General features: G+C 49.5%; 10 protein-coding genes. 3 read left to right on the plus strand and 7 right to left on the minus strand.

All coding sequences use genetic code 11. From position 1 onward, the window contains the following. Window positions 1-31 precede the first annotated feature (31 nt). The 7 genes from ML541_RS10905 to ML541_RS10935 all read right to left on the minus strand — a co-directional run bounded on the left by ML541_RS10905 (window position 32) and on the right by ML541_RS10935 (window position 8,412). Window positions 32-1,393, minus strand: a complete 1,362-nt coding sequence (locus ML541_RS10905; RefSeq protein WP_243372884.1) for an outer membrane protein transport protein — start codon at window positions 1,391-1,393, stop codon at window positions 32-34. A gap of 51 nt (window positions 1,394-1,444) precedes the next feature. Then, window positions 1,445-3,154 carry a vWA domain-containing protein gene (locus ML541_RS10910; protein ID WP_243372885.1) on the minus strand — a complete coding sequence of 570 codons (1,710 nt, stop codon included), beginning with the start codon at window positions 3,152-3,154 and terminating at the stop codon, window positions 1,445-1,447. A 2-nt stretch (window positions 3,155-3,156) separates the two neighbouring features. After that, complete coding sequence (locus ML541_RS10915; protein WP_243372887.1) at window positions 3,157-4,035, minus strand: MoxR family ATPase; 879 nt, start codon at window positions 4,033-4,035, stop codon at window positions 3,157-3,159. Between the two features lie 144 nt (window positions 4,036-4,179). Beyond that, window positions 4,180-4,407, minus strand: a complete 228-nt coding sequence (locus ML541_RS10920) for a benzylsuccinate synthase beta subunit family protein (RefSeq protein ID WP_243372888.1) — start codon at window positions 4,405-4,407, stop codon at window positions 4,180-4,182. A gap of 66 nt (window positions 4,408-4,473) precedes the next feature. Beyond that, window positions 4,474-7,062, minus strand: a complete 2,589-nt coding sequence (locus tag ML541_RS10925) for a pyruvate formate lyase family protein (protein WP_243372889.1) — start codon at window positions 7,060-7,062, stop codon at window positions 4,474-4,476. A gap of 25 nt (window positions 7,063-7,087) precedes the next feature. Further along, window positions 7,088-7,261 carry a benzylsuccinate synthase gamma subunit family protein gene (locus ML541_RS10930; RefSeq protein ID WP_243372890.1) on the minus strand — a complete coding sequence of 58 codons (174 nt, stop codon included), beginning with the start codon at window positions 7,259-7,261 and terminating at the stop codon, window positions 7,088-7,090. 59 nt (window positions 7,262-7,320) lie between these two features. Beyond that, entirely contained in the window at window positions 7,321-8,412 is a 1,092-nt protein-coding gene (locus ML541_RS10935) for a glycyl-radical enzyme activating protein (protein WP_347710800.1), read from the minus strand. A gap of 554 nt (window positions 8,413-8,966) precedes the next feature. On the opposite strand from ML541_RS10935, the gene ML541_RS10940 reads away from it, so the two are divergent. The 3 genes from ML541_RS10940 (at window position 8,967) to ML541_RS10950 (ending at window position 13,615) form a co-directional block, all read left to right on the plus strand. Next, window positions 8,967-10,727 (plus strand): sigma-54-dependent Fis family transcriptional regulator, encoded by a 1,761-nt coding sequence (locus tag ML541_RS10940; protein WP_243372892.1) that lies wholly within the window; start codon window positions 8,967-8,969, stop codon window positions 10,725-10,727. 387 nt (window positions 10,728-11,114) lie between these two features. Beyond that, complete coding sequence (locus ML541_RS10945; protein WP_243372893.1) at window positions 11,115-12,419, plus strand: integrase arm-type DNA-binding domain-containing protein; 1,305 nt, start codon at window positions 11,115-11,117, stop codon at window positions 12,417-12,419. Window positions 12,420-12,475: 56 nt separating this feature from the next. Continuing rightward, window positions 12,476-13,615: a hypothetical protein gene (locus tag ML541_RS10950; protein ID WP_243372894.1), complete on the plus strand. Its 1,140-nt coding sequence runs from the start codon at window positions 12,476-12,478 to the stop codon at window positions 13,613-13,615. Window positions 13,616-13,816: the final 201 nt, after the last annotated feature.

The raw sequence follows: 13,816 nt of genomic DNA on the forward strand, positions 1-13,816 counted from the left end.
TCCAGGATGCTTTTCTGCACCATCAGGCTTTTTAAAATCTGTAGGTATAGGCAATACTGAAGTTGTCCTGTGAATGCACCAGCCGTGTAGTCGGACTGTCGAACGATTCCTCGAAGGCGTGGGAATAGGCAAAATCTACCGTGCTTGCCGCCGAGAAATCATACGAAAATCCTGCTGATGCATGCTTGGTGGGAATGGCTGGAATGACCGCAATCACTGTATCGGAGCGCATAGCCTGGCTGGCAATGCGCCCACCGGTACGTAACGCCCATGGCCCCGTTCGGTATGCCACACCAAAGGAGTATATCATCTGATCCTTGTAGTTCTGCGGTAATCGGATTTCGATGTTCTTACCGTCATCGGCCACGAAGGTGACATTGAGGTCTTTCACCGCATTTTCCCAGAAAACGCGAGAGATATCTGCAACCACCAACCAATGTTCGTTGATTTGGTGACTAACGCCAATATCCAGATGGGCTGGCATCTGCAAGCCGCGCAACTTTATTTCACCCTTGAGCGGGATCTGTCCCGCACTCCCATCGATTGCGGTCATGGTGGCATTGCCTTCCATGTCGGCCATCTGGCTTTCCATGGTGTACGCGGCGCCCAGGATAGTGCCCTTGGACAGCTTGTAGATCATCCCGGTCCGAGCGCCGAAACCCCATGCATCTATGCCACTAGCCAGGGGGTGATCTTTCGTCATGCTAAAATGAGCGCCGCGCAAGTCTGGAAGTCCTCCCAGGACAGGGAGCAAGCTGCCAGTGACGCGCCCCCCCTGGATAAGGGCGCCCACCTCTTCTGCCGGCAACAGGAGTCCCAGGTTCAAACCTTCCCACATTGCATCGAGAGCGGCCCCTATGGTCAAATTTTCGCTGACATCGTAGCTTATTGCGAAGGGGATGTTCAAAACCAGCAGACGGCTGGAATTTTCCAGCCCCGTGTTCAGATTGCCGGAAGCACGGGAGAGAAAGGTGTCCCTTCCATACTCGGTGCCCAGGCCACCTTGGGCGAAAGCGCCAAATCCAACCGTCAGGGGGGCGGCACGATAGACAAATGCCGCTTCTGGCGCAACATATGGGCCACGGTTATGGGCGTGGGAGTCAGACGAGGCCTTTTCCCCTGTTGCCTTGTTTTCGGCTGAGATATCGGTCATGACAACGTCGAGGCCCAGGTGTATTTCAGAGCCGGCATTCATCAGCGACAGTGTTGTCGGATTAGTCATCATCCCCGCAGCACCCACATCAAACGCCGTTGCTGCCCCCCCCATGCCGCGGGATATGGGACCGAACCCCTCCAACCGGAACACATCGGTTGCGTAAGCCACTTGCAATGTAGCCGACAATACGATTGCGACCATTGCCACTGTATGGAATGTTACAAATTTATATTTCATTTTTTCACCTTTACTGAGAGTTGTTTTTTGCCTCTGTTAATTGCCAACTGGTCACTTGGGTAAAAGAAGTTTTTTAAACAGGTTTGGAAGCTGTTCCATATTGCTGACAAACTGGATCATGTCACCATATTCTTCCGACAGGGCAGTTTTGTTCATGGGGTCGCATTCAAGCCCCAGGGTCAGCAGATTTATCTTCTTTTTCTTACAGTAAGCGATGGCGTCACGCACCCCGCACCCCCAGTTGGATGCCCCATCGGTGATATGGATGATAAATGGTTTGCGGGCGCCGGGCTTAAGGCTTATTGCCGTGGCGATGATGGCCTCGCCTGAAGCGGTCCTGCCATGTGGAGTGACGGAAAAGAATTGGCCCTGCTTGAAAATTTCGGTGATGCGGCAGGTCTCATTCCGTTCGTTGTAAGCAAAGATTCTGGCATTGGCATTGTAATCATGGATGGCGGTGAAGAGGGTCTGATAGATCAGTTCTGCCTTGGTCCATTTGGTGGGCTCCGACATTGAACCGGTACAATCCACAAGGAGAACGATATCGTTGTGCAATTCGAACTTCGTTTTCTTCAAGTTGAAAATAGAACCGGATGTGGGCGCCCGATACAAGCGCCTGCGATCGATCCTGCCCGAATCCAGCCCTCTGCTGAAGGAGATGTTTCGCTGGGCAGCCAGTTGAAGCACTGTTTTCAGCTTGTAGAGAAGGGCGTTATCGATATTTCTCTTCGCCGGCATGACGATATCATTGCCTTCAACGCGAACCACATCGTCAAAATTGGCCACGAGCAATCGTACCTGCTCGGTGAAATCCACATGCTTCGTCTCCAGATTGCTTTCTATCTCGTCGGCATAACTCAGGAGGGTTGATTTGGCTGCTTCCGTTTCCTGATCTTCCCGTGCCATTTCTTCCGTGAAGTCCGTAGAAAGCAGAAAGGGGTCCTTCCTGTCGGCCGGCCAGAATTTGACCATTTCCAGCAGGTCCTTGAATATGGAGGTATACCGGTTCAATCGGTATTCACAGCGCTCGGTCACGCTCGGCAGAGCGGGGCAGCTTGTGATCAGATCTTCCACAATGGAGTTAAGAAGTGCCATGGGCTTGGTATAGGGCTGGTTTGCCGAGGTTCTTCCAGCCATTTCCACCACGGAATGGTCTTCGTAAGGAACTTTGTAGGCTTCCTGTTTCGCATCGGCGGCAATCCGCCACCAGATGTGCAGCAGTTCGCCGAATGAGGGGGGGCTGATGAACTGTTTTGCTGCCTTTGCAATCTCCCACTCCCGGGCTTTTTCCGCATACAGGCCGAAAATGCTCTTGTTGGCAACGAGATCCGCATAAACCTTTTCTGCAATATCCAGATAGAGGTAAAATTTGTACGCATACTGGGGGGGGAGGTTGAGTCTTGCCTCGGCCAGCTTCACGACATGGTCGGTCCATTCCGTCTTCAGGTAGGCTCCTCGGATGGCGAGCCCTATGGCAATGTCGGCCTGAACTGCGGGGATCGGATAGCGTCCCAGGATCGGTGAAGGATCAAGTTCGATGCTGTCGGGCTGGGTAATGGGCATTCCTTCCCAGACCACGCTGCCGCTGTTCCTGCCCACTTGAGAAACCATCTTTCTGATGCCGCGCAGCAATTTCGCCAGTTCCAGCATCTCAACAGGCGATTTGTCCCTGCGCCAGTATTCGGAAAAACCGTTTTCACCGGCTATCAGGAAACGTTTCGGAGCTCTACCGTCCCGAGAGATTTTTTCGGAATGAATCATCGCTATTCTCGGGTGTGCTGTTGCCAGGCATGGTCGAACAGGACGTATTCATTGCTGACCCCCTCGGTGTACCCCTTATTGACATGCAGGCCGATCAACACCGACTCCAGCGCCTCCTGGCTGGTCTGAAGGCTGACCGCCAAGGCCTGCCGCAAGCTTGCACCGACTGCCATCATATCGCCGATCATCAGGGCAGTTCTGGTCGATACGTCGATCCTGAGATCGGAGTGGCCTCTCAGGAAGTTAAGGGCGGAGATGATGTCGTCTGCCTGCTCAGCGGTGATGCCGGTTTTTTTCACCAGCACCTCTTTTTCCACCTCGTTTGGCAGATAATCCATCAGCAAAAAGTAAAAACGATCGCGTAGGGCGGCATCGAGAAGTTCGGTCCCGACAAAGTCATCCCCTTCATTCAAGGTGGCAAAGAACACCACCCCTTCCGCCACGTTTACCTGCCCCAACTCTTCCAGCCAGACCTCACGGCTGTCGGACAAGAGGGAGAAAAGCATATTCAAGGCCTTCGGGTGCTCCGGCCGATTGATCTCTTCCAGGTGAATGACACAGTTGGGGGTCTGGATTGCCTCGGGGAAAAGAAACTGTTTGTATTTCGTCTCGCCGGCTTCCAGCGCGTATTCACCGAACAGCTGGCCAGGTTCGGAAAGTATGCCGACTTGAAACGTCGATAAAGGGCGCTGGTAGATGGCGGCATACTGCCTTACCAGGGAAGATTTTCCACATCCCTGCCTACCGGAGATCAGCACGTTCACCGGTTTTTTTTGCGATAGCTGGTGGATCTTTTCGAAGATATCCGCCAAGTCCTTGCTTACATAAAAATAGGGATCTTCCTGGGGTACCGATAAATTATTCTCTTTGCTGGCTGACATACGATGGGTCCTCACGGTGATCTTCAGGTAAGGGTGATGGGTATTGGCGGTACCGGCGTCGGTACCGCCTTCTTCTGGTGTGTGATAAGGGATGTCATCAAAGCCCGCGGACCCGATTGCGCAGGTCACAATGCCTGACCCGTGTCACACATGTTCTCTGAAGCTGAGCTTGCCGACTTCATGTTTGGCGCAGGTCATCCCGTGTACGTCCGTTACCCATCGTTTCCAGACGCCACCCAATGTATTTCTGTTGACGGTGCACTGCCCTCGCAGCGGGTTGGTGGGATCCGCTATCTGCCATTTGCATGTTTGACAAGGTTTCTTCGTGCCTGCCTCTTCGTGCATCATGTTTTCATTGCTTGTTGCGCTCATTGTTCCTCCTGTCTCGGGATACCTGGAGACATCCCGCTACGGATGTCTCCAGCTTCGATGAATTGGTTAAAGTTGCGTATTCAGGTATTGCAGGTCATCGGCACCGAAGGCCTGTTCGTTTCTGGCAATGATGGTGTTCTGGCCATAGGTGGGGATATCGACAAAGCGGGCACTGAATCCTGAAACCCTGACGATGAGATCCTGATGCTTTTCCGGTTCCTTTTGCGCGGCCTTCATCTCCGCCGTGCTGACGCAGTTAAACTGGACATGGTCGATGTTGAGTTGCTCCCAGGCGTCCATATAGGATTTCCAGATGTCAAAACCATGCACGCTGCGCATGATCGGCACGGACAGCCTCTGATTGAGCAAGTTGGCTTTCTGGTTTTTCTGCACCTTCGAAACAGATCTCAATACCGCGGTGGGGCCTTTCTTGTCGGTCCCCATGTACGGAGAAATGCCCCCGTCGTCACCGGCGTCGCCGCCGAAACGTCCATCCGGTGTGGGGCCGGTCCGCGACCCGATTTCCATATACAGTCCAACCGCCTGACCTACGGGAAGGACAGGACCGCCAGAGTAATTGGTGATCTTTGACATCTCGCCGCCAATGATGTCCTCGTAAAAATCCTTGATGATGGAGTCGGCATAATCGTCATCATTGCCCCATTTGGGCGCATTGAGGAAGTCCTGGCGCATTTCTTCATGACCATCCCAATTTGCCCGGAGCGCGGCGACCAGCTGGGCCATGGTGTACTTTTTCTCATCGTAGATCAGTTTCTTGATGGCAACCAGGGAATTGGCGGCAACGACCGTCGTAATGGGGTTATGCCAACCGTTCGGCTGTTCGGAAAGCTCCATGGAATCAATGCCCAGCTCCATACAGCCGTCGTCGATACTGGAGACGAAAGGCATCTGCAGGAATTTCGATTCGTAATAACGCATGATGTCTTTGGCGCGGATTACCTTGCTGGTCGCATAGGCATACTGGGTCCTGAACGCTTCCCACAGCTGGTCGAATGTCTTGAAGGTGGTAGGATCGCCGGTGTGCGGCCCCAGCTGCATCCCCGAATAAGACCAGTCAAACCCATCAGCCAGGACGATTTCCATCATCTTCGCCGGGAAAATGGAGCCACCCCCTTCGGACCTGGTCTTATGGGTCTTGCGTCTGCCGCAGACACCGGGGGACATGCACAACACCAGGCCCCAGTAATGGGCCTCTTCATCGGTTGCGCCATTGTTGTTTTTGCTGAATTTGCTGTAATACTTCAGCTGTTCCGTACCGATTACGTCATGCTTGATGGATGGGTATCCCAGACCATCTCGGATGCACTCGAAAACAAGGCGCTTGGTCTTTTCCCGGCCGACCGGATGCCACCTGAAGACGATGGATGGTTCCGTAGTTCTGATGTTCCTAGCGCCTTCGAGAATGGCGTCGGTCATGTCGCTGCAGGCATCCACATAGCCGGGCTTGGTGCCGCCAATGGTCAGAATGAAAAGATCGTTGGAACCGGGGAAGATTTCCCGGTATGCCCGAGACTTTCCTGCACCGTGTTCGGAAATTTTCAGCCGCTCCATCTCGACCATCTCCACCACATCGCTGTGGGTCATGGGCTGAAAGGATTTTTCCTTGACGCTAATGTTGTAATAGGGCTCCAGCATTTCGTCTTCTTTTTGGGCATACCCGCTGGCATAGCGGTCTATGGCATGACAAATCAGGTAGGTATACCATTTGGACTGGAACGCATCTTTTAACCCTTTGCAAGGCTCTGCCGGAACGCGCTGGCTTATCTCTGCAATCTCCAGCAGTTCTTCCTTTCTGGCAGGGTTTGTTTCGAAGTTCTCGGCAACAATCTTGGCGAGACGGGCATGGCGCCTTGCCCAGTTGATCACGGCTTCATCGGCGATGATCATTGCCTTCCAGACATCGATCTTGGCTATCCAATCAAGCCCGGTTGTGGCATTCCAGGGGATTTTCTGCATTTCCTTTTTGGCATGCTCGATCTTTTCTTTGGCCAACTCGATGCGTTTCAGCAACCCGTCTTGCAGCACCGTCTCGTAAGGGGGGCTGATGCTGTTGTATCCGGTGGCGAAACCGGGAGCCTCCATTGTGCTTACCTGGTACATCTGCAGGAGTTCTTCCTGGGTGAAATACCGCTCCCCCTTGGCCTGCATGCTGTACTTCTTCCAGTATTCATTGATCTCCGCAGCCTCTTCTTTAGGCTGTGGGGAGTAGTCGCTCATCAGGTAGTCCTGCACCGCCATATAGGCGAGTTCGGGATAGAGGGGGAACATTTCCGGATCTTCGGCGTGGTAGCCGATGATGAATTCGTCCTGTTGCAGAACCAGCGTGCTTTTATTCAATATATTCGCAAGCCCCAGCGCCCTTCTGATTACCTCCGGCTGCCCTGCGCTTGCCTTGTGCGCTTCAGTTATGTAGCGCATTCTCTCGATGCCGGCCCGAACCTCCGCATCGACAAATTCTCCGGCCGCGGCATGCTTCCAGCGGCATCGTGCCTTAAGTCTTTTTGTCCTCTCGGTAGTGGGGCGGGCAAGGTTCTCATGCAGTACTTCGTCCGCTATCTCATTTTCAGCTGGATTTGCTAATGGGAAATCGACAACCTTACCATCGTACTTAATGGATGCAGCAACCGTTGACATGAATTACCTCCTATGTGGGCATTGTTTAGGATTTCTTGAATGTTTTGCATGACGGAGAATCGATCTTTGTCGGCTTTGAAAGCCAATATTTCCCCTTTGCGTCTTCCTTTTCTATGACGCAGTCTCCTTTGCCTGCTTCAAAGTCCCCGGCATTTTCAGGAACGGCGAAAAAGCATGAGCAATTCTTACATGTGGTCATCGTGAATCTCCTTTATTTGCATAGTTGACATTCTTCGGAATTGGAGGAATACATCGGGTTTAGCGTTGAGTAATAACCACCCCCTTTTCCTTTGGCAGATGTGTCGGTCGTGGCAAATGGTCTCGCCTGGGCTCCATTGACCTTTGACCGGCGAGATCTCCTGCTGCCGGTGACGACCCAACCATACCGCCGATGGTAATCTCTCCAACGCCGTGCTCTCTGAGGGCATTGACCAGAGGGGTGAGTTGCTGTCGCGAAAGGTCAGGAACTCCCAGGTACTGATATTTGCGCCTCAGTTGCGCATATTTCACCGTTGCATAGGAGTGATAGGGAAGGATGTCGACACCGGACAGGCTGTCGGCGAACTGCCCCAGATACTCTGCGTAGGTTTCGAAATCCCGGCTGGTGTCGTTGAACCCGGGAATGATCGGCAGATGAATACGTACAGTTGCCCTGGATTTCAGAAGCCGTTCAAGGTTTGACAGGATTTTGGGCAGAGAACCGCCGATAACCTGTTGATGTTTTTCCGGGTCCATGGATTTGATATCTACAATAAAGAGATCAACGTTTTCCAGAAGGGGTGCAATGCTGTGCCATTCGGCAAAGAGAGAGGTCTCCATTGCCACATGAACATTCTCGTTTACTTTCAGTCGATGAGCCAGATCATGGGTGAATTCAGGATACAGCAACGGTTCGCCACCGCTGATTGTGACTCCACCCCCGCTATGCTGGTAAAAGATCCGGTCTGACACCGCCTCCTGGATAATGCTTTCCATTGAAATGGATTTGCCTACTGTTTCACGTGCGCCAGAGCGACAGGCGGATACACACTGCAAGCAGGATGTGCAAAGAGAGCTATCTGTTTTTTCCCCCGTACAGTCTTCGCGGTCCATATTGCTGGCGCCCGATGGACAAACCTTCAGGCACTGTCCGCACCCGCTACATTTGTTTGCATGAAAATAAAACTCCTGTTTAAAGTTAATATTCTCCGGATTATGACACCAGGGACAATGGAGAGGACAGCCCTTGACGAAGATGGTGGTTCTGATGCCGGGACCGTCCTGCAGGCAGAATCTTTGTATTTCCGTGATGAATGGAGTGATCATGGGACCTCCTTTGGTGAAGGCGAGAACGAGTGTGAGCAATTGCATCTAACAGGCTACTTAGCAGAAGATATGCCAAAACAATGTTTCATAAATTAGATATTAGCCTTTGCCCTTTAGTATTGGGGAATGCGACTGCTATTAAAACAATATATGGCCGCATACAAAGTCCGGTATAATACCGTTTGTCTTTCTCGTGATGGGATGGGGTGACACAGTTTTCTTATTTGTCTTTGGCGTTTGGAGGTGTCTGCATCGAGTGAGAGGAAAGTTGATGGGGGAAAATTCGATTATTTTCTAAATATTTCTCTGCGTAGCCCAACTTTTCATAAAATGATGAAGAATTTTTCGTTTTGACTAGGGAATCCAGAAAACCTGTGTGTCCAGATAGAGGGGGTTGTGGACTTTGAATTTCAGGGGGGGAAAAGGGGCGTTGAATGGTTAACACATCGATATTGAATGCGTTTTTGTCCTCTTCACCCATCCCTGAGCCAGTTCAGGGTACAAGGTTTAAAAAATTGCAATTCTAGCTGATGTAATATATAAAACATTGTTCCAATATGGGTGCATTTGCGATATAATTCTCGAGAAAGGGAAATATTGTGAAAAAAGTTAAACTCACAAAGGAAACCTCAGCAAATGAAGCAGTCAGTACCAATCTTCGTTCCCAATTGCGCTTTTCAAGCGAAACAGGCGAGATATGGCTGCATGAGCAGCGCATGCTTCTCGTCCATGCAGATTCTCATGCGAAATTGCGCCGCGAGTTGATCGAAACTTTGGGAATGGACCGTGCCCGAAGCACTATCATGCGCATAGGCTATGCTACCGGCATAAGCGATTGTGAACTTACCCAAATCAATCGGGATAGGACAAACGACCACGAGAGTTTCATGGCTGGGCCACTACTGTTTACATTGGAGGGAAACGCCAAGACCACTATCCCTAAATTAGAGATTAACCGTAAGATGGGTAAGTTCTATGTGGAAGCACTCTTGGAAAATTCCTGGGAAAGTCAGGCGTACCTGCGCCACTATGGTGAATCCACCGAAGGGGTCTGTTGGTATTTACATGGCTATTCGAGTGGTTACTGCTCAGCTTTTATGGGCAAACCGATTCTATGCAAGGAAGTAAAATGTTTCGCCGCAGGTGCGAACCACTGTTACCTTGTTGGTAAACCAGTCGAGGAATGGGATGACTCCAGTGATTTTTCACTTATGCTTAATCAAGAATCCATCGCTGACCAGCTCATCGGCCTTCAGAATCAGGTTGTGCACCTGCGTTCCGCCATGGGCGGGAAAACAAAGCTGCCTTCAGATATTGTCGGCAACTCACCAGCTTTTCTTGCCGCCTACGAACTGCTAAGCCAAGCAGCAGGCAGCCAGATCAACGTGCTTCTTCAGGGGGAGACGGGGGTGGGCAAGGAGGTTTTCGCCCGCACGTTGCATGAGAAGGGGGCCCGTTGCAAGGAGTCGTTCATCGCCATCAACTGTGCCGCCATACCCCATGATCTGGTGGAGTCGGAACTGTTCGGTGTGGAGAAAGGTGCTTTCACCGGTGCTCATGCTTCCAGGCCTGGTCGCTTCGAGCGGGCCAATGGCGGCACCCTCTTTCTGGATGAGGTGGGGGACCTGCCCCTTTCAGCCCAGGCGAAGCTGCTCCGCGTGCTGCAGGAGGGTGAGGTGGAACGTCTTGGTGGCACAAAAACCCACAAGGTCGACGTTCGGCTGGTTGCGGCAACCAATGTCGACCTGAGACAGCTGGTGGAGAAGGGCAAATTCCGCTCCGATCTGTACTATCGGTTGAATGCTCTGCAGATCTACATTCCTCCTCTCAGGGAACGAAAGCTTGACATCTTGCTCTTGGCTAAGAATTTTCTCAAGAAATTTAGCGCAATCAACGGGAAAAAACTGCGTGGATTTTCAGACAAGGCAAAGCTGGCTTTGCTCGCCTACCAATGGCCCGGCAACATCCGTGAACTGCAGAATGTTGTCGAACGCGGTGTAATGCTTGCCCCGAATGGCACCCATATAACTATCAACCACATGTTTCCTTCATATAGAAACGACGGCCATGGCGAGTTTGCGCTTGATATAAAAGGAGGGTTGAGCGCCCACCAGGAGGCAAGCGGTGAAAACTTCTGCGATGCCATCCTGAGCGGCAAAATTACCATGGAACAGGCAAACGATGTCTTGGCAAATGCCGCCGTGGAGAAGGCAAAAGGAAATCTTTCCGCCGCGGCGAGAATGCTAGGACTGACCCGGGCGCAGCTTGCCTATCGCCTTGAGCACCAGCATGACAATGCAATCGTTAAATCCATAAGAAGCAGAAAGAAATCCCATCTTTCAGGTCATCCATTGAAATGAGCAATTCTAGTGAAGCTGGCTCTGTAGCAAGCACACAAAAGAGGGTTACGAGCGGAAAGTTGCTTAAAGATCGGCAGGGATTCCGGCAGAGTTAATTCAACATATTCAAAATGAAAAGGGGCTAGGTGACATAACCTAACCCCTTTTTATTGGTGGAGATGAACGGGATCGAACCGTCGACCTATGCGTTGCGAACGGGTAGATCGATTTTTTATGGTCTTTGACGCAGCCATACCCTTCCCCACACCTACGCTAAAATTCTCTTGCAATTTCAATATTTAAGCCATATTATACATTATCTTCTTTTATCCATTTTTACCCTATTGCACGAGTTACAAGGACACGCCTAAGGACACGCGAGGACACGCTACCCTTGGAGGGAAAGCAATGACTTTCACTGATAGATACCTAAAAAGCTTAAAGGGTCAACCAAAAACACAAGACATTCGAGAAGGACGAGGGTTTGGAATCAGGGTTTTTCCTTCTGGGGAAAAGACCTTCTTCTATCGGTTTCATTTTGAGGGCAAAAAGCGATACATGAATTTGGGCCGTTATGATGATGTCTCCCTTAAAGAAGCACGGGATGAACATGCAAAGGCCGTGAAGCTGGTTGAAAAAGGCGTTGACCCTATAGAAGCAAAGCAGCTAGAAGCAACTCAACGGCAGCAAATGCCCACGATCAAGGAGCTTTACAACGAGTACATGTCTCGGCATTCAAGGCCAAACAAGAAAGAACGGACATGGAAAGAAGACGAGCGCACCTTCGAAAAAAATATTCTCCCATTCTGGGAAAATAGAAAAGCAGATTCTATTTCCCGAAGAGATGTCACAATCCTTATTGACCGCATTTTAGATCGTGGGGCACCTGTAGCTGCAAACAATACTTTTGAACGTGTACGACAGTTGTTCAATTTTGCGGTTGAGCGGGGAACCCTCGAACACACTCCTTGTTTCAAAATGAAAATGCCGAGCCCTAAGATTCCTAGAGATCGACACCTTAACGAGAATGAAATAGCAACGTTCTGGAAACAATTGAAACCTGCAGGCATGACCGAAGAAATCAAGCGGTGTCTAAAGTTAGTCCTTGTAACCGGCCAGCGGCCAGGTGAAGTCATCGGGCTGCATAGCGATGAAATCAATGATAAATGGTGGACCATTCCAGCAGAAAGGTCAAAAAATGGCAAACCACACACTATCTATCTAAGCAACATGGCTCTTGAACTCATAGGAAATAAAAAAGGCTTTATTTTTGAGTCCCCACGTCCCATTAAGCCTGCTGAACCAGATGGTGAATCGACACCTAAGCCAATGGATGAAAACGCATTGGCCAAGGCAGTACGAAACAATATTCCTACAAACTGCTGCAACGATTGCAGCAGGTGTAAAGAAGAAGATTGTAGAAAGGACAATGTGCCAATCAGCGAAAAGAATAAGCTTGGAGTCGCCTTCTTTCGCCCTCATGACCTCAGGAGGACATGTGCAACCCATATGGCTGCAATGGGTTTCACTGATGAAGTAATTGATGCCGTTCTTAATCACGTCAAAAAAGGGGTAATCCGCACCTACAATCTCCACAGATATGACCGAGAAAAACAACTTGCTTTGGAAGCTTGGGAAAGGAAGCTGCTATCCCTTACCGAGGAAGCTAGCACCCAGAATAAAGTCCTGCAAATGGCTCGTAAAAGAGCATGAGGCTGTTTACGGGAATCAATAGAGAAAAACAGCAACAAATAGAATAACTATGACTAATGCCAACCAAGATGAATAAACAAAGCAGTCACAACAGCACCAATAAAAGCTGCTACGGATACTTCCAAGTCAACCTACATGCAGTGCTCAATCTTCTGCATAACGAGGCTACTTCTGCGGAAGTATTAGCATTCTTAATCCTCTCAAGATATAGCTTTAACGGAAAATCTTCTGCTAGCTATTCGGCCATCAGACGCATTCTTGGTAAGAGCACAAAGACCGCACGTTCCCTGCTCGAGCGATTACAGCAAATGAATTACGGAAATAAGCCTCTCATTTTCGATGCGTTGCCGCCCCGAGAAAAAAGTGTCTGGATATACAATGACAATGGTGAGTTTGAAGAACATGTAAGCACGATCAGCTACGATCAGGTTAAATTCAAGCGTAAGCTGACCAGGTGGGATACTTTTAAACTTAGAATGGATGTTGATGCTTCTTTCTCCAATGGTTTTGTTGATAATAGCTACGGTAAATCGACTTTCCGAAACCTGTTACGGTATAATAATGACATCCTTGTTAGGTTACTCTTATTGCTTCATGTTTTTTATGATGCCAGGTATGACCTTGTTCATCCGGTTCGATTGAATTACCCGTATCACATTGAGCCATTGTTTTCAAAGAATAATGTTCTATTCTATTTTGTTAAAGAGAGTAGTAACATACAAGTTGATAAATTTATTATAAATAAGCTTTGGCACAGTGATACCTCTCAAAGTAACGTCCCGTATGCTAAGAATCAAATTGCTGGACTCCTGAAAGAAATGGAAAATCTGGAACTCTTAAAAAAAGTTGTCATGATTTTCATCTTCGATGGTGAAATTAGCAAAGAACCAAGTGGTTTTTATGAAATTGATATCAAAACCAATAAGTATGAGGAAAAACATTCCTGCCACACCTTGTCCACTCAGCTGAAATCCGTTGTCTATGATCATGGGTTTATCCCTGGGAGGAAGGATTATCGATTTTACCACGAGTATTTTGTTGCTCTCCCCTCGTCCGCTGAGAAATTTTCTATAATTAGTGGCTATCGATTAAACTTTGCGGCTAGAAATTCCAAAAATCTAGATGTGGCAGATGGAATAAGAACCAGGCAGATGTGCAGGCAACAAATTATGGATCTTCTGCAAACATTCAACTAACTATATGTTATAAATTAGCATGGCGAATTAACTAATTATTGGTATTTGGCTGGTATAAAGTATAATATTATGATTCACTGCTGTCCCATAATTTGATTCAATAAAGAAAGGCTCGGAGAGCTACTTGTGATATATTGAGTTCGCCAAAACAACAATATTAACAAGGAGATCCGAGCCGTGGCCCATTGTAACACAGTACTG

It is taken from the genome of Geotalea sp. SG265, from assembly GCF_022808985.1.
Taxonomy (GTDB): Bacteria; Desulfobacterota; Desulfuromonadia; order Geobacterales; family Geobacteraceae; genus Geotalea.

Bases quoted from the DNA above. Each gene is read 5' to 3' on its own strand.
- ML541_RS10905 (WP_243372884.1), bottom strand. From the start codon at position 1,393: ATGAAATATAAATTTGTAACATTCCATACAGTGGCAATGGTCGCAATC.
- ML541_RS10910 (WP_243372885.1), bottom strand. From the start codon at position 3,154: ATGATTCATTCCGAAAAAATCTCTCGGGACGGTAGAGCTCCGAAACGT.
- ML541_RS10915 (WP_243372887.1), bottom strand. From the start codon at position 4,035: ATGTCAGCCAGCAAAGAGAATAATTTATCGGTACCCCAGGAAGATCCC.
- ML541_RS10920 (WP_243372888.1), bottom strand. From the start codon at position 4,407: ATGAGCGCAACAAGCAATGAAAACATGATGCACGAAGAGGCAGGCACG.
- ML541_RS10925 (WP_243372889.1), bottom strand. From the start codon at position 7,062: ATGTCAACGGTTGCTGCATCCATTAAGTACGATGGTAAGGTTGTCGAT.
- ML541_RS10930 (WP_243372890.1), bottom strand. From the start codon at position 7,261: ATGACCACATGTAAGAATTGCTCATGCTTTTTCGCCGTTCCTGAAAAT.
- ML541_RS10935 (WP_347710800.1), bottom strand. From the start codon at position 8,412: ATGCAATTGCTCACACTCGTTCTCGCCTTCACCAAAGGAGGTCCCATG.
- ML541_RS10945 (WP_243372893.1), top strand. From the start codon at position 11,115: ATGACTTTCACTGATAGATACCTAAAAAGCTTAAAGGGTCAACCAAAA.
- ML541_RS10950 (WP_243372894.1), top strand. From the start codon at position 12,476: ATGCCAACCAAGATGAATAAACAAAGCAGTCACAACAGCACCAATAAA.